This window comes from Pseudomonas sp. QC2, from assembly GCF_002859085.1.
Classification (GTDB): domain Bacteria; phylum Pseudomonadota; class Gammaproteobacteria; order Pseudomonadales; family Pseudomonadaceae; genus Aquipseudomonas; species Aquipseudomonas petroselini.
The window spans coordinates 517,454-541,434 of record NZ_PKKS01000023.1; the positions used below are offsets into that span (position 1 = coordinate 517,454).

27 protein-coding genes and 1 pseudogene are annotated in these 23,981 nt (G+C 55.0%); 9 read left to right on the top strand and 19 right to left on the bottom strand.

The genetic code is table 11. From position 1 onward, the window contains the following. The first annotated feature begins 92 nt into the window (after positions 1 to 92). The 3 genes from QCBJ_RS23105 to QCBJ_RS23115 all read left to right on the top strand — a co-directional run bounded on the left by QCBJ_RS23105 (position 93) and on the right by QCBJ_RS23115 (position 3,618). Positions 93 to 1,001: an OmpA family protein gene (locus QCBJ_RS23105; protein ID WP_064054898.1), complete on the top strand. Its 909-nt coding sequence runs from the start codon at positions 93 to 95 to the stop codon at positions 999 to 1,001. A gap of 141 nt (positions 1,002 to 1,142) precedes the next feature. Next, positions 1,143 to 2,360, top strand: a complete 1,218-nt coding sequence (locus QCBJ_RS23110) for an argininosuccinate synthase (protein ID WP_012722490.1) — start codon at positions 1,143 to 1,145, stop codon at positions 2,358 to 2,360. Positions 2,361 to 2,985: 625 nt separating this feature from the next. After that, positions 2,986 to 3,618, top strand: a complete 633-nt coding sequence (locus QCBJ_RS23115; RefSeq protein ID WP_012722491.1) for a response regulator transcription factor — start codon at positions 2,986 to 2,988, stop codon at positions 3,616 to 3,618. 84 nt (positions 3,619 to 3,702) lie between these two features. On the opposite strand, the gene QCBJ_RS23120 is transcribed toward QCBJ_RS23115, so the two are convergent. The 4 genes from QCBJ_RS23120 to metG form a co-directional block, all read right to left on the bottom strand. Further along, the gene (locus QCBJ_RS23120) at positions 3,703 to 3,885 is read right to left on the bottom strand and encodes a PA3496 family putative envelope integrity protein (RefSeq protein ID WP_012722492.1); all 183 of its coding nucleotides are present in this window, start codon (positions 3,883 to 3,885) and stop codon (positions 3,703 to 3,705) included. A 107-nt stretch (positions 3,886 to 3,992) separates the two neighbouring features. Beyond that, positions 3,993 to 4,631 carry an endonuclease III gene (gene nth / locus QCBJ_RS23125; RefSeq protein ID WP_102061671.1) on the bottom strand — a complete coding sequence of 213 codons (639 nt, stop codon included), beginning with the start codon at positions 4,629 to 4,631 and terminating at the stop codon, positions 3,993 to 3,995. A 127-nt stretch (positions 4,632 to 4,758) separates the two neighbouring features. Further along, entirely contained in the window at positions 4,759 to 6,015 is a 1,257-nt protein-coding gene (gene rsxB / locus QCBJ_RS23130) for an electron transport complex subunit RsxB (RefSeq protein ID WP_255611015.1), read from the bottom strand. A gap of 57 nt (positions 6,016 to 6,072) precedes the next feature. Next, complete coding sequence (gene metG / locus QCBJ_RS23135; protein WP_012722495.1) at positions 6,073 to 8,124, bottom strand: methionine--tRNA ligase; 2,052 nt, start codon at positions 8,122 to 8,124, stop codon at positions 6,073 to 6,075. A gap of 172 nt (positions 8,125 to 8,296) precedes the next feature. On the opposite strand from metG, the gene apbC reads away from it, so the two are divergent. Then, positions 8,297 to 9,391: an iron-sulfur cluster carrier protein ApbC gene (gene apbC / locus QCBJ_RS23140; protein WP_012722496.1), complete on the top strand. Its 1,095-nt coding sequence runs from the start codon at positions 8,297 to 8,299 to the stop codon at positions 9,389 to 9,391. 494 nt (positions 9,392 to 9,885) lie between these two features. Here the strand turns inward: apbC and fdxA are convergent, their stop codons facing one another. Both fdxA and mutS read right to left on the bottom strand, forming a co-directional pair. Then, a complete protein-coding gene (gene fdxA / locus QCBJ_RS23150) occupies positions 9,886 to 10,209 on the bottom strand; it encodes a ferredoxin FdxA (protein WP_003208688.1) in 324 nt (107 codons plus the stop codon). Positions 10,210 to 10,351: 142 nt separating this feature from the next. Continuing rightward, positions 10,352 to 12,931 carry a DNA mismatch repair protein MutS gene (mutS, locus tag QCBJ_RS23155; protein WP_177410684.1) on the bottom strand — a complete coding sequence of 860 codons (2,580 nt, stop codon included), beginning with the start codon at positions 12,929 to 12,931 and terminating at the stop codon, positions 10,352 to 10,354. A 258-nt stretch (positions 12,932 to 13,189) separates the two neighbouring features. Between mutS and QCBJ_RS23160 the strand changes: the two genes are divergently transcribed. Next, positions 13,190 to 14,197 carry a hypothetical protein gene (locus tag QCBJ_RS23160; protein ID WP_102061674.1) on the top strand — a complete coding sequence of 336 codons (1,008 nt, stop codon included), beginning with the start codon at positions 13,190 to 13,192 and terminating at the stop codon, positions 14,195 to 14,197. Next, positions 14,142 to 14,741, top strand: a complete 600-nt coding sequence (locus tag QCBJ_RS23165; RefSeq protein WP_145994242.1) for a hypothetical protein — start codon at positions 14,142 to 14,144, stop codon at positions 14,739 to 14,741. Before QCBJ_RS23160 ends, QCBJ_RS23165 begins: the two co-directional genes overlap by 56 nt. Here QCBJ_RS23165 and QCBJ_RS23170 read toward each other — a convergent pair. Further along, a complete protein-coding gene (locus QCBJ_RS23170) occupies positions 14,734 to 14,988 on the bottom strand; it encodes a tyrosine-type recombinase/integrase (RefSeq protein WP_218273960.1) in 255 nt (84 codons plus the stop codon). The genes QCBJ_RS23165 and QCBJ_RS23170 overlap by 8 nt on opposite strands. Between QCBJ_RS23170 and QCBJ_RS23175 the strand changes: the two genes are divergently transcribed. Further along, complete coding sequence (locus tag QCBJ_RS23175) at positions 14,987 to 16,198, top strand: PIN-like domain-containing protein (protein ID WP_102061676.1); 1,212 nt, start codon at positions 14,987 to 14,989, stop codon at positions 16,196 to 16,198. The genes QCBJ_RS23170 and QCBJ_RS23175 overlap by 2 nt on opposite strands. 22 nt (positions 16,199 to 16,220) lie before the next feature. On the opposite strand, the gene QCBJ_RS23180 is transcribed toward QCBJ_RS23175, so the two are convergent. The 11 genes and pseudogenes from QCBJ_RS23180 to QCBJ_RS23235 all read right to left on the bottom strand — a co-directional run bounded on the left by QCBJ_RS23180 (position 16,221) and on the right by QCBJ_RS23235 (position 21,370). Beyond that, a complete protein-coding gene (locus QCBJ_RS23180) occupies positions 16,221 to 17,480 on the bottom strand; it encodes a site-specific integrase (RefSeq protein ID WP_102061677.1) in 1,260 nt (419 codons plus the stop codon). Continuing rightward, positions 17,447 to 17,644, bottom strand: coding sequence for a hypothetical protein (locus QCBJ_RS23185; RefSeq protein WP_042944248.1), 198 nt, complete (start codon positions 17,642 to 17,644; stop codon positions 17,447 to 17,449). Before QCBJ_RS23185 ends, QCBJ_RS23180 begins: the two co-directional genes overlap by 34 nt. After that, positions 17,641 to 17,928, bottom strand: a complete 288-nt coding sequence (locus QCBJ_RS23190) for a hypothetical protein (protein ID WP_102061678.1) — start codon at positions 17,926 to 17,928, stop codon at positions 17,641 to 17,643. Before QCBJ_RS23190 ends, QCBJ_RS23185 begins: the two co-directional genes overlap by 4 nt. Next, positions 17,925 to 18,203, bottom strand: a complete 279-nt coding sequence (locus QCBJ_RS23195; RefSeq protein ID WP_102061679.1) for a hypothetical protein — start codon at positions 18,201 to 18,203, stop codon at positions 17,925 to 17,927. The genes QCBJ_RS23190 and QCBJ_RS23195 overlap by 4 nt, the downstream gene beginning before the upstream one ends. 259 nt (positions 18,204 to 18,462) lie before the next feature. Next, a complete protein-coding gene (locus tag QCBJ_RS23205) occupies positions 18,463 to 19,005 on the bottom strand; it encodes a phosphohydrolase (RefSeq protein ID WP_102061681.1) in 543 nt (180 codons plus the stop codon). Beyond that, positions 19,002 to 19,223: a hypothetical protein gene (locus tag QCBJ_RS23210; protein ID WP_102061682.1), complete on the bottom strand. Its 222-nt coding sequence runs from the start codon at positions 19,221 to 19,223 to the stop codon at positions 19,002 to 19,004. The genes QCBJ_RS23205 and QCBJ_RS23210 overlap by 4 nt, the downstream gene beginning before the upstream one ends. A 167-nt stretch (positions 19,224 to 19,390) precedes the next feature. Beyond that, positions 19,391 to 19,807, bottom strand: a pseudogene (locus tag QCBJ_RS23215) (hypothetical protein); the annotation flags it as partial. A 51-nt stretch (positions 19,808 to 19,858) separates the two neighbouring features. After that, a complete protein-coding gene (locus QCBJ_RS23220; protein WP_102061683.1) occupies positions 19,859 to 20,056 on the bottom strand; it encodes a hypothetical protein in 198 nt (65 codons plus the stop codon). A gap of 1 nt (position 20,057) precedes the next feature. Further along, positions 20,058 to 20,381 carry a pyocin activator PrtN family protein gene (locus QCBJ_RS23225; protein WP_102061684.1) on the bottom strand — a complete coding sequence of 108 codons (324 nt, stop codon included), beginning with the start codon at positions 20,379 to 20,381 and terminating at the stop codon, positions 20,058 to 20,060. A 140-nt stretch (positions 20,382 to 20,521) separates the two neighbouring features. Then, the gene (locus QCBJ_RS23230) at positions 20,522 to 20,806 is read right to left on the bottom strand and encodes a phage antirepressor KilAC domain-containing protein (RefSeq protein WP_102061685.1); all 285 of its coding nucleotides are present in this window, start codon (positions 20,804 to 20,806) and stop codon (positions 20,522 to 20,524) included. A 9-nt stretch (positions 20,807 to 20,815) separates the two neighbouring features. Then, positions 20,816 to 21,370, bottom strand: a complete 555-nt coding sequence (locus tag QCBJ_RS23235; RefSeq protein ID WP_102061686.1) for a hypothetical protein — start codon at positions 21,368 to 21,370, stop codon at positions 20,816 to 20,818. A 338-nt stretch (positions 21,371 to 21,708) separates the two neighbouring features. On the opposite strand from QCBJ_RS23235, the gene QCBJ_RS23240 reads away from it, so the two are divergent. Beyond that, the gene (locus tag QCBJ_RS23240) at positions 21,709 to 22,809 is read left to right on the top strand and encodes a putative phage abortive infection protein (protein WP_102061687.1); all 1,101 of its coding nucleotides are present in this window, start codon (positions 21,709 to 21,711) and stop codon (positions 22,807 to 22,809) included. A gap of 9 nt (positions 22,810 to 22,818) precedes the next feature. Here QCBJ_RS23240 and QCBJ_RS23245 read toward each other — a convergent pair whose 3' ends face one another. Beyond that, positions 22,819 to 23,544, bottom strand: a complete 726-nt coding sequence (locus tag QCBJ_RS23245; RefSeq protein WP_102061828.1) for a LexA family transcriptional regulator — start codon at positions 23,542 to 23,544, stop codon at positions 22,819 to 22,821. A 79-nt stretch (positions 23,545 to 23,623) separates the two neighbouring features. Between QCBJ_RS23245 and QCBJ_RS23250 the strand changes: the two genes are divergently transcribed. After that, entirely contained in the window at positions 23,624 to 23,884 is a 261-nt protein-coding gene (locus tag QCBJ_RS23250) for a hypothetical protein (protein WP_102061688.1), read from the top strand. Positions 23,885 to 23,981: the final 97 nt, after the last annotated feature.

Below are 23,981 nucleotides of genomic sequence, written 5' to 3' on the forward strand. Positions count from 1 at the left end.
TATCAAGTTTTGCAGGATGCAACCGATAGCCTTTTGTATGCCTTATCGATGTATGACGCTTTGAAGTGTTGTAGAAACCAGTGGAGCCTCCCGTGCGCCAGCATTATCTAGCCCTGCTCAGTGTGTTCGCCAGCCTGCCTGCGATGGCCCTCACGTTCCAGACACGTCTGGAGAATATTGAGTGGAAGGTAGAAGGCGATCAGTTCGAGTGCCGCCTGACCCAACCGATCACCGACTTCGGCTCGGGTGAGTTCGTGCGTCGGGCCGGCGAGCAGGCGACGTTTCGCCTGAAAGCCTATAACGGCTCGCTGGGTGTGGGCTCGGCCACGTTGTTGGCGGCTGCCGCCCCTTGGCAGCCGGGCCGAGGTGATATCAACCTCGGCGCCGTGCGTGCCGGCAGTGGCGACGTCTTGTTCAACAGCTCCCAAGCCCAGGCCGGGCGCCTGTTTACGGGATTGCTGGAAGGGCGCAGCCCGACCGTCCGACACTACGGGCGTGAGGGCGGCTATTCGGAAATCCGCTTATTGCCGGTGAAATTCAACAAGGCCTACAACGACTACCAGCTGTGCACCACCAAGCTGTTGCCGATGAATTACGACCAGGTCAAGCAGACCGAAGTCGGGTTCCCGGGGGGCGGTATCGAACTGGACGCGGCGGCCAAGAAGAAACTCGACGTGATTCTCGCGTTCATGAAGGCCGACCCCACCGTCAACCATATCGAGTTGAACGGCCATTCGGACAACGGCGGTAACCGCCTGACCAACCGTGACGTCTCGCGCCGTCGTGGCTTGGCGGTGATGGACTACTTCAAGGCCAACGGTATTCCGGAATCGCAGATCACCTTGCGTTTCCACGGCGAAAGCTACCCGCTGGCGCCTAATACCAATGCGGCCAACCGCGCGCGCAATCGTCGGGTGAATATTCAGCTCGAACGCGTCGCAGCCCCCGAGAAACCGGCGCCCCAGGCCAGCGGCCCGAGCAACCCTGCACACACGTCATAACGTGCAGCCTAAGGTGCGACCATCGGTCGCCCTCTCGACATAATCTGTCGCTTTATCTTCATTTGCTGTCGCGCCCCTGTAAATCCACGGTTTTGGTCGGTAGAATCGACGCCTTTCCGTACAACCCCGTGGAGTGATGGCATGGCCGACGTAAACAAGGTCGTTCTCGCGTATTCCGGCGGCCTGGACACTTCGGTGATCCTCAAGTGGCTGCAGGATACTTATAACTGTGAAGTGGTGACCTTCACCGCTGACCTGGGTCAGGGCGAAGAGGTCGAACCTGCACGTGCCAAGGCGCAAGCCATGGGCGTGAAAGAGATCTACATTGACGACCTGCGCGAAGAGTTCGTCCGCGATTTCGTCTTCCCGATGTTTCGCGCCAACACCGTCTACGAAGGCGAGTACCTGCTGGGTACCTCCATCGCACGTCCGCTGATCGCCAAGCGCCTGATCGAAATCGCCAACGAAACCGGCGCCGACGCCATTTCCCATGGCGCCACCGGCAAGGGCAACGACCAGGTACGTTTCGAGCTGGGCGCCTACGCGCTCAAGCCAGGCGTGAAAGTGATCGCGCCTTGGCGTGAATGGGACCTGCTGTCCCGTGAAAAGCTGATGGATTACGCTGAAAAGCACGCGATCCCGATCGAGCGTCATGGCAAGAAGAAGTCCCCGTACTCGATGGACGCCAACCTGCTGCACATCTCCTATGAAGGCGGCGTGCTGGAAGACACCTGGACCGAGCACGAAGAAGACATGTGGAAGTGGACCGTCTCCCCGGAGAACGCTCCCGACAAGCCGCAATACCTGGAACTGACCTACCGCAACGGCGACATTGTCGCGTTGGACGGCGTCGAAATGACCCCGGCCACCGTTTTGGCGACGCTGAACCGTATCGGTGGCGAACACGGTATCGGCCGCCTCGACATCGTCGAGAACCGTTACGTGGGCATGAAGTCCCGTGGCTGCTACGAAACCCCAGGCGGCACCATCATGCTGCGCGCTCACCGCGCCATCGAGTCCATCACCCTGGACCGCGAAGTCGCTCACCTCAAAGACGAGCTGATGCCCAAGTACGCCAGCCTGATCTACACCGGCTACTGGTGGAGCCCTGAGCGCCTGATGCTGCAACAGATGATCGACGCGTCCCAGGCCCACGTGAACGGCGTTGTGCGCCTGAAGCTGTACAAGGGCAATGTGATCGTTACCGGTCGCAAATCTGATGATTCCCTGTTCGACGCCAACATCGCCACCTTCGAAGAAGACGGCGGCGCCTACAATCAGGCGGACGCGGCAGGCTTTATCAAGTTGAATGCATTGCGCATGCGCATTGCGGCCAACAAAGGTCGCTCGTTGTTCTAAGTTTCAGCCTGTCGTGAAGAATGGCCCCTTGTTCAAGGGGCCATTTTTTTTGCCGGTGTATTTTATAGAATGTCGCGATGTTTATAGTGATTAAACATATGTTGATATTTTTCATCCCCACCTTTCCCAAACAGGGGACTTGAATTGGCTGTTGTTGGAAGTGTGTAGGGGGAATGAATTTTTTACACCTGTGTAGGAACTGGTCTTACAGAAAATTCACTCATGCAGATACAGCGAATATATAAAGCGCTGAATAGTCTGTAGGAATTAAGGATGTAAGTGAATATGTTAAATGGAACTAAAACAGCCGGATCTTTCCTGCTCGTTCACTCGGCCAACGGCGAGAGGCAAAGGGCATTTCCTGAGAGTTACGTGCGGTACGTTTACCCGACCCCTGATATCCCATGGATATTTCACTCAAAATATGTAAGTCCCCAGAAAGGTCTGAAAGGATCCATAAAGCTTGATAAGTCCGAGATGGCGTTTTTTTGTAGGGTAATTCCTTTATCGCTGTGGGGTGGGTCTCTGCTTGCTGTTGCTTGGGGGGGAATGCTATGCCAACTAGGAAACGACTAGGCTATTGTGCTTGCTCTAAATAATTCGAACAGCGAAATTGGACTTTCTCATGAATAAAGTGCTGATCGTGGATGATCATCCCGTCATTCGTCTTGCTGTGCGTATGCTAATGGAACGTCATGGTTATGAGGTCGTTGCCGAGACCGATAACGGTGTCGATGCGTTGCAACTTGCACGGGAGCATATGCCGGACATTGTCATACTGGATATTGGGATACCCAAACTTGATGGCCTGGAAGTTATTTGCCGCCTGTCTTCGACCAAGCAGGCTGCACCGTTCAAGGTGCTGGTGCTGACGTCCCAGGCCCCTGGTCATTTTTCCATGCGCTGCATGCAGGCGGGGGCTGCCGGCTATGTGTGCAAGCAACAGGACCTGACCGAGTTACTGAGTGCGATCAAGGCCGTCTTGTCGGGCTACAGCTACTTCCCGAACCAGGCGCTCAACTCGGTACGCTCCACCATGGGCAATGCCAGTGAGGCAGATATGGTCGAGCGTCTGTCCGGCCGGGAAATGATGGTATTGCAGCAATTGGCCAGGGGCAGGACCAACAAGGAGATTGCCGACGGCATGTTCCTCAGCAACAAGACCGTCAGCACCTACAAGACGCGTTTGCTGCTCAAGCTCAACGCCCGCTCTCTCGTCGACCTGATCGAACTGGCACAGCGTAACGGCTTGGTATAGAGGAGGGGACGCCACCGCGTGTTGCCCGGGCAACCGGCAGAAAAAAGCCTCCGTCAGGGAGGCTTCCGGCCGTCGACCTCTCAATCAGAGATCGAAGTCGTAATCGGCCAGTTGTTTTTGCAAGCGTCGTTCTTCCAGAAGATTGTCGATGGTACGGCGTTTGCTCAAATTGGTCTTGGCGACCTCTGCCACAGGCGTCTCCGCCCCATCGTCATCCGATTCAACGAGGTCGTCTTCCACTTCCAGTTGTTCTTTGCCAGTGCTCATAAGGTTCACTCCGGGCTAAGACTGCCGTTGGCGCTCCTTATAACGATAATCCATGACCGGGTAAAAAAGATTTTTTCAATCGACCGATCAATAAAACCAATGGTCCCTCAATCGTCGGATGTCTTGTCCTTGTATTCGCACAGGTCTTCTATCCGACAGCTGCCGCAACGCGGCTTGCGGGCCTGGCAAACATAGCGTCCATGAAGGATCAGCCAGTGGTGGGAATCGAGCAAATACGGCTTGGGCACGAATTTCATCAACTGCTTTTCCACCTCCACCACGTTTTTCCCACGGGCAATGCCGGTTCGGTTACTGACCCGGAAAATGTGGGTGTCCACCGCCATCGTCAGTTGACGGAAAGCGGTGTTGAGCACCACGTTGGCAGTTTTACGGCCAACGCCTGGCAGGGCTTCCAGGGCTTCGCGGGTTTGTGGCACTTCACTGCCGTGCAGTTCCACCAGCAGGCGACAGGTTTCGATGACGTTCTTGGCCTTGCTGTTGTACAAGCCGATGGTTTTGATGTATTCCGACAACCCCTCCACACCCAGGGCATAGATTGCCTCCGGCGTGTTCGCCACGGGATAGAGCTTGGCTGTGGCCTTGTTGACGCCCACGTCGGTGGATTGTGCCGACAGGATCACCGCAATCAGCAATTCGAAGGGCGAGGTGTAAGCCAGTTCGGTCTTGGGTTCCGGATTGTCTTCGTGAAGCCTGCGGAAAATTTCCAAGCGTTTTGCGGCGTTCATGGGGCGGTGGTTTCCTTACAGGCGTTCGGCATCAATGTGAAGAGTGGGTCCAGGCTTGGGGTTCTGTGAGCAATTATCTCGGACAGGATAAACGATCGTTACGGCGCCCGGCAGCGCTCGTAGCGGGTCACGCGTCGACGTAGGCGTCCACCTGGCGCTGCGTTTCCTCAAGCCTGTGTTGTGCGGCTTTCAGTTGATCTGCATTTACGCCCGCTTGGCGTTGTAATTTGCTCACCTCCGCCCGGGCGTACGCCAGGGCGGTTTTCAGCTGGCGCAGTTGAGCGTCGATGGGGCGTTTTTCCACGCGCTGCAAATCGGGCCGAGGCTGCTGACTGTCAGCCTCTGCATCGTGCAAGGCTTGCTCCGCGCTGGACAGCGCAGCGCTCAGGAGTGCCAGTTGCTGTTCGTCAGCGTTCTGGTCCTGGGCTTTTTTCAATTCGGCGCGCCGCATGGCCAATTGGATTTTTGCGCGTTTGAGTGCGGGGTCTTTCGGCGGCGGCAGGGTCGTCGGGGTGATGACTTCCAATGCTGCAAGTGCCTGCTCTGCTGCTTCGAACTGCTGCTGCAGAACGATCAACTGCGACTGCTGCTCAAAGGTCGGCGGGTGGCCGAACGCCTTCAAGGATTTATGCAGTTGGGCACGGCTCATGGCGAGCGTGATTTTAGCCTGCTTGACCGCTGCCTCTTGGGCTGCCTGAGCCGCATCGGCCGGCACGGGCTGTGTTGGCGCCGAGCGCTTGGCCCGTGCCAGGCGTTCGGCGAGTTTGTGGGCTTCTTCCCGTTGCAGGCGCGCGTTGCGTTGTTCAAAGCGCCGCCGCGCCCGGTCACGTTTCAGGCCGCGTTCATGATGCTCACGATCATTGGTCGCCAAGCCACCCACAATCGGTAGCACGCGGGTCGCTGGGTGCATCTCAATGCAATCGACAGGGCAGGGCGCAACGCACAGGTCACAACCGGTGCACTCATCAATGATGACGGTGTGCATCAGCTTGGCGGCGCCGACAATAGCGTCCACCGGGCAGGCCTGGATGCACTTGGTGCAGCCGATGCACTCGGCCTCGCGGATATACGCTACCTGGGCTGGCGCTTCCCCGCGATGGGTGTCGAGGTCCAGCACCGGCACGCGCAGCAACAGTGCAAGGCCGGCGATGGTTTCCTGCCCGCCGGGCGGACACTTGTTGATTGCCTCGCCTCGTGCGATGCCCTCGGCGTAAGGCTTGCAGCCCGGGTGCCCGCATTTGCCGCATTGGGTCTGCGGCAGCAGCGCGTCGATACGTTGAATCAGGTTCATGCTGTGATCACGGGTATGCCGATTAAGCGAACAGGCGTGTAATGGATTTGTAGGAGCGCGACTTGCCGGCGATAGCGTCCTTGAGATCGCCATTGCCGGCAAGCCGGGCTCCTACAATAGGCCTAATTTACTCGCCACAGGCCCATAGGCTTACTTGATGCGTTGACCCGGCTTGGCACCGCTGTCAGGGCTCAGCAGGTAGATCTCTTCGCCACCAGGGCCGGCCGCCATCACCATGCCTTCGGAGATACCGAACTTCATTTTCCGTGGCTTGAGGTTGGCGATCATCATGGTCAAGCGACCATCGAGCTTGGACGGGTCCGGATAAGCGCTCTTGATCCCGGAGAACACGTTGCGTTGCTCGCCGCCGAGGTCCAGGGTCAGGCGCAGCAATTTGTCGGCACCTTCCACGGCTTCGGCCTTGACGATCAGCGCGACACGCAGGTCCACGGCGGCAAAGGCGTCGAACTCTATTTCCGCAGAAATCGGGTCCTTGGCCAGCTCGCCGTTACCGGCCGGTGCCGATTCGCCGGTGTCGGTCTGGCTGGCAACCAGGTCTTCTTTCGAAGCGTCGGTCATGGCCTGGACTTTCACCGGGTCGATACGGGTCATCAGCGGCTTGAACTCGTTCAACTGATGGTTGCTGAGCAGAGTGGCGTGATCGTTCCAGGTCAGCGGCGCGACGTTGAGGAACGCCTCGGCATCGGCGGCCAGCAACGGCAGCACCGGTTTGAGGAAGATCACCAACTGGCGGAACAGATTGACGCCCGTGGCGCAGATCGCCTGGACTTCCGCCTGTTTGCCTTCCTGCTTGTTCAGCGACCACGGCGCCTTGTCGGCGATCCAGGCGTTGGCGCGGTCGGCCAGGCCCATGATCTCGCGCATGGCGCGGGCAAAATCGCGGGCTTCATAGGCGTCGGCGATGCTTGGCGCAGCGGCCAGGAACGCGTCGGTCAGTTCCGGCGCAGCATTCTCGGCCACCAATACACCGGCGTTGCCCTTGTGGATAAAACCGGCGCAACGGCTGGCGATGTTGACGACTTTGCCGACCAGGTCCGAGTTGACCTTCTGTACGAAGTCTTCCAGGTTCAGGTCGAGGTCGTCGACGCCACGGCCCAGCTTGGACGCGTAGTAGTAGCGCAGGTATTCCGGCGACAGGTGGTCCAGGTAGGTGCGCGCCTTGATAAAGGTGCCACGGGACTTGGACATCTTCTGGCCGTTGACCGTCAGGTAGCCGTGCACGGCAATGCCGGTGGGCTTGCGGTAGCCCGACCCTTCAAGCATCGCCGGCCAGAACAGGGCGTGGAAATTGACGATGTCCTTGCCGATGAAGTGGTACAGCTCGGCGGTGGAATCCTTGGCCCAGAATGCGTCGAAATCCAGTTCCGGCGTGCGGTCGCACAGGTTCTTGAAGCTGGCCATGTAGCCGATCGGCGCGTCCAGCCACACGTAGAAATACTTGCCCGGCTCGCCCGGGATCTCGAAGCCGAAGTACGGTGCATCGCGGGAAATGTCCCACTGTTGCAGGCCGGCATCCAGCCATTCGGCGATTTTGTTGGCCACGGCGTCCTGCAGGGTGCCGCTGCGCGTCCAGGTTTGCAGCATTTGCTGGAAATCCGGGAGCTTGAAGAAGAAGTGCTGGGAGTCCTTGAGCACCGGGGTGGCGCCGGAGATTGCCGACTTAGGGTTCTTCAGGTCGGTGGGTGCGTAGGTGGCACCGCATTTCTCGCAGTTGTCGCCGTACTGGTCCTCGGTGCCGCATTTCGGGCAGGTGCCCTTGATGAACCGGTCGGCCAGGAACATTTTCTTTTCCGGGTCGAAATACTGGGTGATCGAGCGCGTGGCAATGTGCCCGGCTTCCTTCAACCGCAGGTAGATCTGGCTCGACAGCTCGCGGTTTTCGTCGGAGTGGGTCGAGTGGAAGTTGTCGAAGTCGACCAGGAACTCGGCAAAGTCGGCGCTGTGTTCAGCCTGCACATTGGCGATCAGTTGTTCCGGGGTGATGCCTTCCTTTTCGGCGCGCAGCATGATGGCCGATCCGTGGGCGTCGTCCGCGCAGACATAAATGCATTGGTTGCCGCGATGCTTCTGGAAGCGCACCCACATATCGGTCTGGATGTACTCAAGCATATGGCCAAGGTGGATTGAACCATTGGCATAGGGCAGGGCGCTGGTGACGAGGATCTTGCGTGGCTCGGACATGGGGCTCGGCTACTTGATGAAACGGAGGTCGGCCACTATAAAGCGCCGGGAAATTTATTTCACCCCGTGGCGCTGTTTCCGAATCTTCCCAACCTGCGAAAGCATGCCGTTAAGCCGCTGGAACGGTTAGGATAGCCGCCTGTTTCAGTCAGTCTTTTTTCGGGAGTAGCCCATGAGCGCCGTCAATCGCGCAGCGGTGGAAGCCGTCCTTCGCCAGTACACCGACCCCTATTTGAACCAAGACCCGGTCAGCGCCGGCTGTGTACGTGCCATCGAAATCCAGGGCGACCAGGTGTCGGTCCACATGGAGCTGGGCTATGCCGCAGGTCTGTTCAAGAGCGGTTGGGCGCAGATGCTGCAAATGGCCATTGAGGGCCTCGAGGGCGTGCGTTCCGCCAAGGTCGACATCCAATGCGTGATCGCTGCGCATAAGGCCCAGGCGCAGATCCCGGGTTTGGCCAACGTCAAGAATGTGGTCGCGGTGGCGTCTGGCAAGGGCGGTGTGGGTAAGTCCACCACGGCGGCCAACCTGGCCTTGGCCCTGGCCCGTGAGGGCGCGCGCGTGGGCATTCTCGACGCGGATATCTATGGCCCGAGCCAAGGCGTGATGTTCGGCATCGCCGAAGGCACGCGGCCGAAGGTCAAGGACCAGAAGTGGTTCGTGCCCATCGAGTCACTGGGCGTGGAAGTGATGTCCATGGCCTTTCTTACCGATGACAACACGCCAATGGTCTGGCGCGGGCCGATGGTTTCCGGCGCTTTGCTGCAACTGGTCACCCAGACTGCCTGGGGCGACCTGGACTACTTGGTGATCGACATGCCGCCAGGCACCGGTGATATCCAGCTGACCCTGGCGCAAAAGGTGCCGGTGGCCGGCTCGGTGATTGTCACCACGCCCCAGGACCTGGCGCTACTCGACGCGAAGAAAGGCGTGGAGATGTTCCGCAAGGTCAATATCCCGGTGCTGGGCGTCGTGGAGAATATGGCGGTACACATCTGCTCCAACTGCGGCCACGCCGAGCATCTGTTCGGCGAAGGCGGCGGCGAGAAGCTGGCGACCCAATACGGCGTGGAGCTGCTGGCTTCACTGCCGCTTTCGATGTCGATCCGCGAGCAGGCTGACGGCGGTAAGCCCACCGTCATGGCTGAGCCGGATAGCCAGATCGCCATGATCTATCAGGAGTTGGCGCGTCATGTGGGCGCGCGGATCGTCCTGCAAGAGGCGGCGACGCCCGCGATGCCGACCATTACCGTCAGCGACGACTGAGGTTAATGAAGGGAAAAAGCCTCGACTGTGTCGGGGCTTTTTCATGCGTGGAGAGTGGTCAAGCAGTCGCGACGGCGCTTTTACGCAGTGGGTGGTGTAAGCATTTGCTTACTTTTCCGTAAGTGTTTGGTTTTTTCATCCGCCATGTACGTCCCAAAATCCTGAGAGACTTTTCTATCTAATTGAAATATAACAATTAATTGTTCTTTGTTTGACGCGAAAGGTTGCCGGCCGGCGGCGTGCATCCCGTTGAACTTACTTTGGAACTCTCTAAGATCAGCCCTGTGTCCACGGATTGGCACAGCCATCAAGGAACGATGGTTCGAAGGAATGTCGCAGGATGCGATTCATCAGGATGATGAAAAGGAATACAGGGACTAGGGAAAAATGTGGGCGGGTCATACCGCCCCTTTTTTTTGCCTGTAGAAAAGTGAAACCCGCCCTCCAGAAACGCAAAAAGGCCCGCAAGGGGCCTTTTAGGGGGGGCAACGCTATCAGCGTTCGAGGTCTGCAATCTTACCTTTTTTGCCATCCCACTCCGCTGCATCCGGCATCGGGTCTTTGCGTTCAGTGATATTCGGCCAGATTTCCGCCAGCTCGACGTTCAACTGAATAAATTCCTGCATTTCTGCCGGGACTTCGTCCTCGGAGAAAATAGCGACGGCCGGGCATTCAGGCTCACACAGGGCGCAGTCAATGCACTCGTCCGGGTGGATAACCAGGAAGTTCGGGCCTTCGTAGAAGCAGTCCACCGGACACACTTCGACGCAGTCGGTGTACTTGCACTTGATGCAGTTGTCGGTAACGACGAAGGTCATTTCTAATTTTCTCCTCAGGCGGCGGCAGCGAAACCCTTTGTGGCAGGGCTCGCGAGGTTCGGGAGCGATAGTCTGCAGGCCAGGCTAAAAGCCCACAGCATCCCAAACCGCGCGAGAGTCTACCAGCTTGCAAGCGTCTGCGTTATATCCGAACCTGCAGTGCATATAACATTTCGAGCGCTTTACGGGGCGTCAAGCCGTCCAGGTCAAGTTTTGCCAACTCATCCAGCACCGGATGGGGCAGGCTGGCGAACATGTCACTCTGATGCGGTGCGGCCGGTTTGCTGGTGGCTTTGGTTGGGCTGGCGACCACGGTTTCATGGGGCAAGGCCGTGGTTTCCAGGCGGCTGAGGTGTTCGCGGGCGCGGGTAATCACATCGTTTGGCACGCCGGCCAGTTGTGCCACGGCCAGGCCGTAACTCTGGCTGGCAGGCCCCGGCAGCACGTGATGCAAGAACACGATGCGCTCGTTGTGCTCGGTGGCATTCAGGTGCACGTTGGCCACCAGTGGCTCACTTTCCGGCAACACCGTCAGCTCGAAGTAGTGTGTGGCGAACAGCGTATAGGCACGCAAGTGCGCCAGGCGCTCGGCCGCCGCCCACGCCAGGGACAGGCCGTCAAAGGTGCTGGTGCCACGGCCCACTTCGTCCATCAGCACCAGGCTGCGCTCGGTGGCGTTGTGCAGGATGTTGGCGGTTTCGCTCATTTCCACCATAAAGGTCGAACGGCCACCGGCGAGGTCATCGCTGGAACCGATCCGGGTGAAAATCCGGTCCACCAGTGACAGCTCGCAGCTGGCCGCCGGCACGAAGCTGCCGATATGCGCCAGCAGCACGATCAAAGCGGTCTGGCGCATGTAGGTGGATTTACCGCCCATGTTCGGACCAGTGATCACCAGCATGCGGGTATCGTCGTCCAGCGACAGGTCGTTGGCGACGAACGGCGTGGTCAACACTTGCTCTACCACTGGGTGGCGACCTTGCACGATGCGCATGCACGGCTCGCTGACAAAACGCGGGCAGTTCAAGTCAAGGTTCAGTGCACGCTCGGCCAGGTTGCTCAGCACGTCCAGTTCGGCCAGGGCTGCCGCAGTGTCCTGCAGCGGCGCCAGTTGGCTGATCAAGTCCTCAAGCAACGCCTCGTAAAGCATTTTTTCCCGCGCCAGGGCACGGCTCTTGGCCGACAGGGCCTTGTCTTCGAACGCTTTGAGTTCCGGGGTGATAAAGCGCTCGGCGCCCTTGAGGGTCTGGCGACGTTGATAGTCGATCGGTGCCGATTCAGCCTGCTTGCTCGGCAACTCAATAAAGTAGCCATGCACGCGGTTGTAGCCGACTTTCAAGTTGGCCAGGCCGGTGCGGGCCTTTTCGCGGGCTTCCAGATCGATCAGGAACTGCCCGGCGTTTTCGCTCAGGGATTGCAGCTCGTCCAGCTCGCTGTCGTAACCGGTCTTGAGTACGCCGCCGTCGCGGATGATCGCCGGCGGGTTGTCGATGATGGCTTTTTCCAGCAGTGCCGCGAGTTCCGGGTAGGTACCTGCGGTAACCGCAAGCTGTTGCAGGTGTGGCGTATCCAGCTCGGTCATCGCCACTTGCAGTTGTGGCAAGGCCCCAAGAGCGTCGCGCAAGCGTGCCAGGTCACGCGGGCGCGCGTTACGCAGGCCAATCCGCGCCAGGATGCGCTCGATATCGCCGATTTCCTTCAGCTGTGGCTGCAGCTTTTCAAAGCGATAGCCGTCGAGCAGGCAGGTAATAGAGGTCTGTCGCGCTTGCAGTACAGTCAGGTCGCGCAGTGGACGGTTCAACCAGCGGGTCAGCAAGCGACTGCCCATGGCCGTCTGACAGCGGTCAACCACCGATTGCAGGGTGTTATCGCGCCCGCCGGCCAGGTTGGTGTCCAGCTCCAGGTTGCGACGGCTGGCGCCATCGAGCACCACGGTATCGTCGAGACGCTCGTGACGCAGGCTGCGCAAATGCGGCAGGGCGGTGCGCTGGGTTTCCTTGGCGTAGCCAAGCAGGCAACCGGCGGCACCGATAGCGAGTGTCAACGTTTCACAACCGAAGCCTTTAAGGTCCTGCACCGAGAACTGCTGGCATAGACTTTTCAACGCCGAGTCACGTTCGAAATCCCACGGCGCGCGACGCTTTGTCCCACGGCGTTTTTCCGCCGGCAGATCCTTCGGCCAATCATCCGGAATCAACAACTCCACCGGATTAATGCGCTCCAGCTCCGCCAGCAGGTTCTCCCAGCCCTTGATCTCCAGCACAGTAAAGTTGCCACTGGTGATATCCAGCACTGACAGCCCGAACAAACGCTCATCGCCCAGCACCGCGGCGATCAGGTTATCGCGACGTTCGTCCAGCAGCGCCTCATCACTCACCGTCCCCGGCGTAATAATGCGCACCACCTGACGTTCAACCGGCCCCTTGCTGGTGGCCGGATCGCCGATCTGCTCACAGATCACCACTGACTCGCCCAGCTTGACCAGCTTGACCAGATAACCTTCCAACGAATGGTAAGGAATCCCACACATCGGAATCGACTGCCCCGCCGACTGCCCACGCGCGGTCAGGGTGATGTCCAGCAACTTGGCAGCCTTCTTCGCGTCTTCATAGAAGATCTCGTAGAAGTCGCCCATGCGATAGAACATCAACTGATCAGGGTGCTGGTTTTTCAGGCGCCAGTACTGCTGCATCATTGGCGTGTGGGAGGATAGGTCTGAAATTGCTTTATTCATCAGTAGGTTAGGTGTTTTCTTGAGAATGGCTGGGGCAGAAATGGGGCATCTTGGTAACCAAATTAGCTTTGATCCCTTAGAGAAATAAGGTATCAAAAGGCTATCGTTGCCGAGCTTTGCAAATGCGTTGAGGTTACCATGTCGCATTAGTATTCCTCTCCCCCCCATTTTTCACAGTGGCGTCTGTGCGCGCCACTGTGCCGATTACCACCTTCGTAATCGGCTAAGCATCATCAAGGAATTGAAATGGCAAGAAAGCCGATTAGCCGTACGCTGCAGCTCAAACCGATACATTTTTCTCAAGTCAAATCTGGGCCCAAGATTGTGCTTGCTGATTTGATGCGTGAGCTGCGTGATCGTTGCCCAACTGTCGGATCGCGCATCTGGGAGCAGATGGTACGTCTCGCTGACGGTACCCAAGTTCCTCAGCAATGCTATTTTTTCAATAATTTTGAGGAATTGGACGACGATACTTGTGTATTTGAGGTTTGGTCTTACGAGCCCGGAGCAATTCCTCCAACTCTGACGCCTGATCCACACCAGGCTAACGCTGTAATAGATGAGCGAGCAGGCGCGGAGGGAGATGAGGCTCGTGAGCTTATCTATATATCTTATATTTTAGTTTACGGTCAGGCAGCAGTTGTTGAGAGTACTCGCGGTGCTGGCGGTATTATGTACATTGAGCGTTATTTGAACAAATTGGTTCGTCAGTTCAGTTTGGGGCGCGGTTATAATTTTTATTTTACAGATGCAGTGTCTTCAGGTTTGCGTGGGGAGATTGCTCGTGGGGGAGGAGCCAAGGGCTTCACCTTGGGGCTCAGTGAATCGGTTCCTAATACCGATAGTGAATTACTGGGTATGCTTTCGGGTGTAAAAAGATATATGCCCAGCACTGGAATGATGACGGTTGAGTGGAAATCTAAGGATACACTCCCAACCGAGAAGGTTATCGCGGCATACGACGAAGCGAGGGAGCAAGAAGAGATCGACGGTGTTATTATTCATCTGGCTGACGGTTCCTCCATTCGTGGTGCAGCGAAATTTAAGATTAAGAAGACGATTGAAGTCGCTGACGTTGGTGGTAAGAATCCTGATAGAGCGGAACTGATCAGGAAAATGCTCGTCTATCTTGAGGAGCTATGTACGCCCGGAGATAACGGAAAAAGGATTTTGGACGAATCTGGAGCGCTAGCCGACAATGAAATATTTATACCTAATTCCCGAAGAACTAAAGAACGCAAAGCTAGTAAATGATGAGCTTGGGGACGTTGCGCGCGCCTCCGCTAGCAACGTAGCATACCTGGTCTTCAATATGGTTATATTGACTTTGGGGTGTGTGCTTGGCTTTTTTTGTATGGATAAAGTTGATGATAATCTTTTAAACGCTGTGATCACGTTCAGTGGTGTGATTATTGGTTTCGTGATCACTGCTATGCTTTTTTCTGGGCGTAGTCAGTACGTAGGTAAAATGACTTATGAGCAAACTTATCTTTATGGTTTGAAAGTTAAGTATATGCTCATGTCTCAAATGAATACGTTGTTTTCTTTTTTGATTTGTCTTGGCTTTAGTTTGCTTTCGATGCTGGCAATTAAGATGAATGTTTTCTATGGTAAGAGCATTCCTCTTGTTATGTCGTCCGGCTTTTTTGTTCTTGGTTGTTATCGGATGATGCTTCTGCCTTTCCAGATTTATGACGTTCATTCTTTGGCTCTTGATAGTCTTCTTGATGAAAGTCGTGGTGACGTAAAATCCGCTGTTAAATCAGCGAGCGAGGCTAGGCTGAGAAAAGTCATCTAGTGTTGGCTGGTTCTTTTGTTTTGTTTATGCTATTCCAGATGTTTGCAAGCTTGGTGGGTGATTCGTCATCCATCCATTTGGCATAAACTTCCACCAGCATGGTGAAGTCTTTATGTCCCATCTGCTTAGCAATGAATGCAAGGTTGCCGTGCGCAGTGAGACACCAGCACGCATAGGTATGGCGCGTCTGGTGGCACTTTGTTATCTCCTGTTCCACATTCCGAATGAAATTGATGGAGCATTTCATGAAGTCTTTGTTTCCAAGTCACTTTGCTAGCGACGCCCAAAAGCTAGAGAAGCTATGGGGAGAGTGCATCTTTGTTTTCGATACGAATGTTCTTACTGGATTATATAAATACTCTGATGAGACGCGGGACGCGTTATATAGAGTGATTGAGTCGCTGGGTGAGCGGCTTTGGATTCCCTATCAAGTTATCTTTGAATACTTAGATAATCGCGCAAAAATAGTTCACGATCAGTCAAAGCTGTATGATTCTGCAATTACAAAGTTGGAGGGGTTGAAGTCCGAAATCGATATTCCTAATCGTGCCCCTTTCGTGGCAAAAGATATTTATGAAGAGTTTTGTCTGTCAACGGAACGCGTGCTTGCTGATCTGAAAAGTCGACGTGACTTACATGTGTCGAGGATCACAAATGATGATGTCAAGGCTCACCTGGCTGATTTGCTCGATGGGAAGGTTGGGCCGGCGTATCCTGAAGAAGTATTAGTTGCTTTGTCTGCTGAAGGTGAACTTCGGTATTCTCAGAAAATACCACCTGGGTTTGAGGATAGAGATAAGCATAAAGGTTCGTTGCTTTTAAAGGAGGTGAACAAGCGTTACGGAGATTTTATTTTTTGGAGGCAAATTCTAGATAAGTCGAAAGACTCTGGTAAGTCAGTGATTCTTGTTACAGGGGAGAATAAGGAGGACTGGTGGTCGGTTTGCGCTGGCAAGACCATTGGGCCGTTACCTGAGCTGATGGAGGAGTTCTTGTCAGTAACTGGGAACGATTTTTATATCTATTCAACTCACAGTTTCTTGCAGTTTGCTAACGATTATCTCCAACAAAATACTTCTCTCGCCGCTGTGGATGAGGTAAGAGATACCTTCGTTAACGAGAAGGAGAATTGCGACAGGGAAGCAGTAGAAGAGGAGTCGTTTCTGGATGAGGCGTCCGAGAAGGGGAGTGTAGTTGCTCCCCTGGCAGCGCGTTTTGATGTTGGTTATTATCAACAGATTGGATTGACTATTCAGTCACAGATTGACAAATTGGAATCAATGATTCAGAACGTTCGTCAGAAAATAGTTGAAGCGGAAATGGTTTCATCTATTACGGTCGTAAATATCCAAAAAGCACATCTGTCACACCTTGTTCAGCGTCGTAAAGTTCTTAAGGTCAGGCATAGGCGCTGCTCTCGAAAGGTGTCCCAAATGCTGGATGATGAGGTGCTTTAGATTGCTAATAAAACAGCACCCGTTACTTCGAGTGCTGGTTGGTTTTTTGGTTGTTAATATTCTGCCAAATGTTTTTCAATTCGGAAGGTGATTCGTCGTCCATCCATTTGGCGTAGACCTCGACAAGCATAGTGAAGTCCTTGTGTCCCATCTGTTTTGCAATGAACGCAAGATTGCCACGAGCAGTTAGGCACCAACATGCATAGGTGTGACGAGTTTGATATGGTCGGCGCGGACGGATGCCTGAACGATTTTGGATCGCTGCCCACTTGGTATTCCAAGCGGTGGGTACGTACCAGGGATTTATGATCTTCTTGCGCGCCTGAGTAGAAGGCGATAGTACTGGGGTGACCGTCTCTTTTCGGCTCTCGTGCCTGTTCTGAAACACCTCAATGGATCGTGCAGGGTGATCACCAACTAGTGCCATTAATACCCGGCAGGCTTCGACCGCTGGCGGCATTAATAACACTGAGCGAGGCTTTCCTGTTTTGGGAACTTTGAACGTTCCGTTGGCGGTTATGGCGCGGGTGATGGTGATCTGCCCCGCGTCAAGGTCAATGTCTTCGACAGCCAGCCCACACAATTCACCTGGTCGAAGCCCGGTATATACGGCCAAGGTAATCGCAGCTGCGTCCTGGGGGTGAAGGCATCCTTTATCAACCAGCAACTGGAACTCCTGACGAGTAAGCGGATCCGGCTCTTGGTTTTGCATTGCGAACCGATTGCACGCTTCTGATAATCCCTTGCGGCAATATCCATTGGTCTCGCACCAGGCCAAGAAACCGGCGAATGTCGCCAGGTAATGATTAACGGTTGACGGCGCTCGATCTGCAATCAGCAGGGTCCTCAATAATTGGATATCTTCGGGCAGCAAAACACCGGCTAGGCGATCAATTCCGACCAAGGAAGTGCAGATGTCCAATGCATAGCCATATTTCTCCTCGGTCATCGGCGTGATGTCGACAGCCTTTAGCGGTTTGTACCGGGTCAGCAGAGCCCCAAGCTTTTCGTCCTTGGCACTGCTGTAGTTGGTCGCGTGCTTCGAGTCGGGAAAGTGTCGGCCATAGTCAAAGTGGCCGGTTTTGATCTCATGAAGAATTGCCGCCCTTAATAGGGCGGCATGTTTGATGTTGGCTTTGGTGATCGGAAGGCCTAGGGACTCGCGGCAGCGTATACGACGCCACATGAACACGACGCGCAGATTGCCGCCGTGTATCTCTATCCCCTTGTGCTTTGCCAGCTCGGTTTCTAGGCCGCTTCCTGAGGTGCGCTCTCGGCCCACTTGTCATACTCCGTCATGTTGATAGCGATGCGGCCATCGGGCGTCTTGCGCCAGATGCGGCCTTGGGCCCAGGTGCCGTTTTTCACTTTGTGGCGGATGGCGTCTTCGCTGTAGCCCGTCAGTTCAGAGGCGCGGCTGATCATTACCCATCTAGGAAGACTCATTGAGTGGCGTCCTGTTTGGTGTTTAGACTTGGGCTTTGGTTACAGAGCCCCTGAATGCGTACCGCATCAATCTCTTTTTCTAGTGCCTCTTCTCGGGCTAACGCTTTGGAATGTCTAACTTTGAGAAGATCAAGCTCATCTCTTAGCGCAATTTCACGACGATGTGCGGCATCACGCTGCTCGATTGAATTCCCATATGACGTTGTGACGAAGTAGTCCTTGTCTCGAATTGCGTCTAGAAATGCATCTGGAGGGGCATAGAGAACTATGGTTATTTCGCTCATGAACTCACCTTCGTCCACGGTCCAGGTACGCGAGGTGGTTTTTGTTTCTTTTGGAAGGCATCCAGTTCTTTCGTTCGCAGCTTTCGGGCGTTGTTCAAAAGTACGAAAAGACGGTCACGTTCCGCGCTTTTTATGGCTTTAAAATCAACACTCGCGGCTAGATATCCGACGAAAAAACGCTCAGCGCTTAACAGTTCAACCGCCGTTTCAGCCGTCCTGATACTTGAGGCCATGTAGCGCAGGTACCAATAGTCAACTCCAACATGTCTGGTCATAGGGGACTCCCGGTAATCAGGTGAGAGAGCGTATACCCCACGGCAGGCTGCGCGAGCGGGCGTATCTGAGCGTTTAGCGTTGCATCAACGAGCGCTGCCCCGCGCAGCTTTTCTTGGGGTATAAGTGCCTCGGTAGTGGCGCTGGAAGAGGCAATAATGCCTGCTGCTGCGCAGCAGAGACTGTTTGTTTCTAGCGTGTCGACGCCCCCTGTAGGGCGGAGCAAAGCGGGCAGGGTATTGGCGTTGTCCTGGTGGTTCTTCATGCCGCTTTCCTCCGATGTTCGATAGCGAGTTGGTCCATCAGGCGCTGGTGATAGGTGATTCGGGCTTCTGCGGCAGGCCATGGGCGGATGATTTCAACCGTGGGTTCGATGCCGACTAAGCAATCCCAGATAGCCGGATCGGTTGGCATGAGGTCGCGGCGTTCGGTCGCCAGCGCAATCAGGTCGGCTAGGTGCACGCTGGCAGGAAGATCCCTGGCAAGATCGAAGCGCTCGCAAACGCGCATCCAGATCACGTCCTCGAAGCCCCGGTAGTCTGGCATCCACTGCTTGAGTGGGCGGGTGATGTCACCCAGGTATGCCTTGGTGGCATCGTGAAGCAAAGCCGCGAGCTTGTGTTCTTCCGGCACCAGCTCGGCGACGATGCAGCTGTGTTGGGCCACGCTGTAGAACTCGTGGGTGTGGCCGTTGAAGCGGCACAGGTGGGCCAGCGCGTGTGAGATGTCACGCGGGTCGATCATGTCGGCCTGGGGTTCGAACAGATCGAAGTGCTTGCCAGTGGATGTGAGGATCCAGTTCATGCTGCTTCCCTCACCAGGTCGGCCAGCAGCAAGGCGTTGTCGGTCGCCTTGTGCAATTGGCGCAGAGCTTCGTAGCCGATCAGTGCTTTCAATTGGCGGTCGAACTCTTCGGTGTAGCGGGTCAGGGCGCGAAGATCCTTGGTGGCTTTTGCATGTTGCTGTTGCAGTGTGCCGGCGGCCTGGGGCGTTAGGCGCAGCATCGGAATGGCCTGGTTCATACGTCACCGCCACAAGCTTTGTTTTGTTGGGCGACGGCATCTTGGTGAGTTGATCGAAAATAAAGAGCCGCTTTTTCGGCCTCTTTCGGACACATTTTTATCTTCGGGCTTTCTCCGATCACTAGTCGGCGAGTCTGGGCCTCAGTGGTCGAATTATTCACTTCAGTCGCGGCCATTTCTGGTGCTGCTGGGTCCAGCAAAGCTGCCATGGCGAGCGCTTGGTCGCGGAGGGTAAGTGAGTCGCGCTCGAGCTTTTTTCCGGTGCGAAACGCACTGAAGGTTTCCGCCGCAATCCGCAGTTTGTCGGCAATGTCCAGCAGCGTCTGGCGGGCCGGCTCCCCCAGCTTCGATGCATCCAATGCCCGCTTGTAGTGGGCAAACAGTTGTTTGTGGTGAGTCTGGGCTTGCTCAGCCAATAGCTCCTGGTTACGGATGGCGCCCGAGCTATCTGATTGCTGAATAGCCTTGCCTTCGTCGATGCCTTCGATGCGTCCATCAATCAGGCCTCCCCGATAGCCGACCCAATAAAGGATCGCGGCTGCGAAAATGATGCTGATCAATGCGCAGATTTGAATTGCGGTCATGTGGTGTGCTCCTGGTGGTGTGTTGGCTGGTGGTGGCAGCCAATTGGTGTGTTATTCGTCGTCTGGGTCTGGTGGATCTGCCAGGCCACACATCAGCTTGGCCTGATAGGGCATGTAACCTTCCTCTCGCAGGGCGTCATAGCGCTGATAATCGGCGGCAAAGTAACTGCATTCATCACACAGTCGGCTGGTCTTTTCTTCGGCAGATAACGGCGTATCGCAGTGTCGGCATTGATCGAGCAGTGACATGTCACACCTCGTCTTCGACGGCTTCTGGTCGCGGCATATTTTCATCCGCCTTGTAGGCGCGAATGTCGATTAGCGAGGCCACATGCTTGATGTGAGCGTACTTCGGCGCCTTGCGGCTGTTGACCAGCGTTGTCACGGGCAGTTGAATTCGGCCTGTGGTAATTGCGTCGGCAAAAGATCCTTCGTTGAGGTTCCGGAAGTACCGTTCGCGCAACTTTTCCACAGGAATCAGAACGTCACCGAAGGTCCGGTACAGCAGTTCGACTGTCGCCGGATCTGGTGCGGGCAGCAGCCGCAGTAGCTGCTGGTCAGCGTGTGCAGTCATTGGGTTTCCTCCGTTGAAGATGATTCCAGGCATTCACGCAATGGCGTTTAGTCAGCTCCCGCAGATGCTCCGGCACTTCGAGGAGCGCGGCGTTGCGCTCCTCGCGTGTGCGCATGGCGACGATCTGGCGGGCGTATTCCCTAGGCCACGTCACGGTTGTCTTCCGGGATGGCTGGCATTTCGAGTCCCAATTGATCGACAAGCCAGCGCATGCCCGCTTGCCTGACCTTGGTCGACTGGCTGTATTGCATGCCCGCGGTCTCGTGGTACCAATTGCCGTTCTTGATCCGCAGGTACTCGCGATCACGAATGGGGAAGGCTGGAAGGCGGCTGTCATTGAGCAGGCCTTTCTCGCGCATCAGGGCGATCAATTTGGGGCGTGTAAGTCCGAAGTACTTGGCAGCTTGTTCGAGGTTGCGTTCCATGTCGTCCTCCTAGGCGGCCATTGCCAGGCGGTGGCCAGCGACGAAGCGCTCAAGATGCTCTACCAGGACGGCATAGGCTTCGTGAGGGGCGCGTGGCAGTAGAATCTGAGCGCTTGCGTCGTCAGTTTCGAGGGTTGCGACTATCGCGCCACGTTGCGTTGACGCGACGATGAGTCGTAGATCTTCGAACCCGGCGATACGGGGGTAATAGCTACCTTTCCCGGTCCGGACTGCATGGCGAAGCATGATCTCTGTATCTGTTACCAGCTCATGTTCGTCCGCGCCATCCAGCGTAAGTGATTCGACCCCACCATTCGCGCTCGCTTCGATAAAACGAGCAGCTCTACGGCCGTTGTTGCGGTGCTTGCGATCCAGCGTAATGCTGTTGCGAGTGCCGCTAATGGCGACTGACAGGTGGATCGCCGAAGTGCATTGGTCGAACTCCGCGGTGGCCTGGACGTTCGTCCCTGCTGCAGTTTTGAGGTCGTGGTGGAACGTGCCCGTCAAACGGACTTGTGCCGCCAACAGTTGTTTGGACTGATTGCTGAGTTTCAACCGGCTCATGCTGCGCGTCCTCCATCGTTAGGATCGAATGAAGTGAAGGTATTCCGGGCTTTGGGTTTGGGTTTGCTGGTGAAGAAAGCGCAGCCGAGATCGCGGGCCAACTGCCGCACTTCGAAGACGCGGTTCAAGTCAGCTACGGCTGGATGGACGTGGAGAGATGCTGTGGTGTGCATGGTGTTTCCTCGCTCTGTGGTGGAAGAGTGAGTAAAATATCAACCAATGGTTGCGTAATGTCAATATCTGGTTGATTTTCAGAGCGACGTGCTGCGGAGGCTAGGTGGAATGTTTAGTGGCAAATGGATAGCATGTGCCAAGCGATCATAATAATGGAATGAGTGATGAGTGCAGATAAGATATCTAGGGCCTATAAAAAAGCAAAATATGGTTCTTATTCACAACGACTGATGAGGTGGATTTATCAATCCGTAACTGAGTCAGTTTTTGGAACTGTGTTGATGTTGGCAAGTATCATATTGATAGCTTGTGTCGGAAGTTTTATTCTGATGAAGGTTTCTTTCGGTGTGGATCTGCCTTTCTTTGGTTTTAATTTTGTTAGTCAACTCTCAAGTTTGGGTCAGTTTGGGGATTTTTTTGGGGGTGTTTTAAATCCAATGCTGAGTTTCATGGCGCTGCTGGGCGTGCTTTATACTGTCCGTACGCAAGGGCGCGAGCTTAAGGAGGCTAGAGAGGAGAACCGTATTGCAAATAGAATTCAGGATAAGCAAACAGCTGTATTTGAAAGACAGAATTTCGAGTCTGTTTTTTTTAGATTGATAGATGTTCACTCTCAAATTGCCGAAAGGATAAGGTCAAGAGTTGATAAATATGGTGCGACGGGGTTTGCAATAGTTGTTGCTGATGTCATGGATCGGTTTTCAAGTGCTTGTAGTTCACATGAGTTCGATGAGCTCCTTAAGCCAGAACCTCAATACAAACAAGTCAAATCGCACCTTGAGTCACTAGAGGTCGAGTGGTTCAAGGAAGCAGCCGAACATGGTATTGTAGGCGAGAACAGGGTGCTCTTATCGCAGTATTATCGAAATTTTTACCAAATATTTAAACTTATTGACGGCTATAAGGTTTACTTCGATAGCGAGTCTTCTGATAGGTCGCGCCGTCGCCGTAGTCGGGTTGAGTATTTTCAACGCCGGCAGTATTGCAATATTCTGCGGGCGCAGCTCTCTGACGATGAATTGAAGTTGTTATTTTTTAATTGTGTTACTAGCTCTGGCGATGGGCTTAAACGCTATGTTGAGCAATACTCTTTGCTGAAGCATTTGCGGACGACAGAGATTTTTAAAGGCAGGGAACATCTACTTTCGATGTACGATGAGGCTGCTTATGCTGATTACGAAAAAATCAGCGATGAGCAAATTCATAATTTTGACAGAGCGCGTAGTCGTTCTCAGTTTAGAAATGTGTTTATCACGCTCGAGTAAATTTTCGAGTTATTCAGGGATGAATGATCCGACTACCTTTCCACATATGTGTGTCTCTTCCGTAATATCAATGATTGGATACTGCGGATTGATCGGCCTTAAAAATATTCGTCCAGCATCCTCTACCAAAACCTTAAAAGTAGCTTCATTAGTGCGCGGAACGCGAGCAATCACTCTATCGCCGGCATTAGTGTCTGCCTCCGGATCGACAAAAATGATACAGCCCGCCGGGTAGCTTCTACCTGGTCCTGGATTGGTCATCGAATCGCCACGAACCTCCAGCGCATAACCGCTGCTGCTGATCGCCACAGGGCAAGACAGCCATGTATCTGCATGGTAGGGCTCGAAATTTGCAATGGCCTCACACCATGCACCAGCCTGCACCCAGGAAATCAATGGGACTTTGCCGAAGCGTTCGAGTATCGGGTCGACGTTGCTATCACCACCGGTAGGCGTCTGTGCAGTACTACCCTCCAGCTCCTTCGGCAACACACCGTACTCAAGCCACTCGCGGCGTACCTTCAGCCACGAACTCAGCGCCATTATGCTATCGGCTTCTGCCATGGATTCGCCGTTCAGCCACTTACTGATCGCCTGAGTCGTCTTCTCGACGCCCATCGTCTTGAGTTGCTTGTGGATGTCCACACCGCGTCCACGGGTGCGAACGCCGGAATCGTCGAGTGCTTCATGTAGGCGCGCGGAAAATGCGGCGCGCAAATCGTTTTTATCAACCATGAGTTGAGAGTGACACGAAGCTTGCGCAATAGTCAGTTGATGTTTAATATCAACTGCGAGTTGATAAAAGGAGGTTGCCATGTTGGACCCCGCAGATTTTCCGAATGCCATCGCTTTCGCTTTTGAGGCCGTAGGCGGCATCGGTGCCGCCGCTAAAGTTTGTGACAGGAGCTATCAGGCCCTAAATAAGTGGCGACTTGCCGCTTGCTTGCCTCGGACTGATTACACAGGTGAAACCCGCTACGCATCGCTTCTGGCGGTTGCTGCCGGGCAGAAGGGTAATCCCTTCGACGCCGTTTGGTTGCTGAGCGCCTCGGCACCTCAGAAAGCGGCGGCTTAGTTAGAAAAAAGGCGACCCAAGGGCCGCCTAATTTCTCCCGGCACACACCACCACAGTGCTGTCGGGTCGCGACAAAGGTAGGAGGGCACACCACATG

Coding starts and splice junctions, on each gene's coding strand:
- QCBJ_RS23110 (WP_012722490.1), top strand. CDS start 1,143: ATGGCCGACGTAAACAAGGTCGTTCTCGCGTATTCCGGCGGCCTGGAC.
- QCBJ_RS23115 (WP_012722491.1), top strand. CDS start 2,986: ATGAATAAAGTGCTGATCGTGGATGATCATCCCGTCATTCGTCTTGCT.
- QCBJ_RS23120 (WP_012722492.1), bottom strand. CDS start 3,885: ATGAGCACTGGCAAAGAACAACTGGAAGTGGAAGACGACCTCGTTGAA.
- nth (WP_102061671.1), bottom strand. CDS start 4,631: ATGAACGCCGCAAAACGCTTGGAAATTTTCCGCAGGCTTCACGAAGAC.
- rsxB (WP_255611015.1), bottom strand. CDS start 6,015: ATGGCGATCTCAAGGACGCTATCGCCGGCAAGTCGCGCTCCTACAAAT.
- metG (WP_012722495.1), bottom strand. CDS start 8,124: ATGTCCGAGCCACGCAAGATCCTCGTCACCAGCGCCCTGCCCTATGCC.
- apbC (WP_012722496.1), top strand. CDS start 8,297: ATGAGCGCCGTCAATCGCGCAGCGGTGGAAGCCGTCCTTCGCCAGTAC.
- fdxA (WP_003208688.1), bottom strand. CDS start 10,209: ATGACCTTCGTCGTTACCGACAACTGCATCAAGTGCAAGTACACCGAC.
- QCBJ_RS23160 (WP_102061674.1), top strand. CDS start 13,190: ATGGCAAGAAAGCCGATTAGCCGTACGCTGCAGCTCAAACCGATACAT.
- QCBJ_RS23165 (WP_145994242.1), top strand. CDS start 14,142: ATGAAATATTTATACCTAATTCCCGAAGAACTAAAGAACGCAAAGCTA.
- QCBJ_RS23175 (WP_102061676.1), top strand. CDS start 14,987: ATGAAGTCTTTGTTTCCAAGTCACTTTGCTAGCGACGCCCAAAAGCTA.
- QCBJ_RS23170 (WP_218273960.1), bottom strand. CDS start 14,988: ATGAAATGCTCCATCAATTTCATTCGGAATGTGGAACAGGAGATAACA.
- QCBJ_RS23185 (WP_042944248.1), bottom strand. CDS start 17,644: ATGAGTCTTCCTAGATGGGTAATGATCAGCCGCGCCTCTGAACTGACG.
- QCBJ_RS23190 (WP_102061678.1), bottom strand. CDS start 17,928: ATGAGCGAAATAACCATAGTTCTCTATGCCCCTCCAGATGCATTTCTA.
- QCBJ_RS23195 (WP_102061679.1), bottom strand. CDS start 18,203: ATGACCAGACATGTTGGAGTTGACTATTGGTACCTGCGCTACATGGCC.
- QCBJ_RS23205 (WP_102061681.1), bottom strand. CDS start 19,005: ATGAACTGGATCCTCACATCCACTGGCAAGCACTTCGATCTGTTCGAA.
- QCBJ_RS23210 (WP_102061682.1), bottom strand. CDS start 19,223: ATGAACCAGGCCATTCCGATGCTGCGCCTAACGCCCCAGGCCGCCGGC.
- QCBJ_RS23220 (WP_102061683.1), bottom strand. CDS start 20,056: ATGTCACTGCTCGATCAATGCCGACACTGCGATACGCCGTTATCTGCC.
- QCBJ_RS23225 (WP_102061684.1), bottom strand. CDS start 20,381: ATGACTGCACACGCTGACCAGCAGCTACTGCGGCTGCTGCCCGCACCA.
- QCBJ_RS23230 (WP_102061685.1), bottom strand. CDS start 20,806: ATGGAACGCAACCTCGAACAAGCTGCCAAGTACTTCGGACTTACACGC.
- QCBJ_RS23235 (WP_102061686.1), bottom strand. CDS start 21,370: ATGAGCCGGTTGAAACTCAGCAATCAGTCCAAACAACTGTTGGCGGCA.
- QCBJ_RS23240 (WP_102061687.1), top strand. CDS start 21,709: ATGAGTGCAGATAAGATATCTAGGGCCTATAAAAAAGCAAAATATGGT.
- QCBJ_RS23245 (WP_102061828.1), bottom strand. CDS start 23,544: ATGGTTGATAAAAACGATTTGCGCGCCGCATTTTCCGCGCGCCTACAT.
- QCBJ_RS23250 (WP_102061688.1), top strand. CDS start 23,624: ATGTTGGACCCCGCAGATTTTCCGAATGCCATCGCTTTCGCTTTTGAG.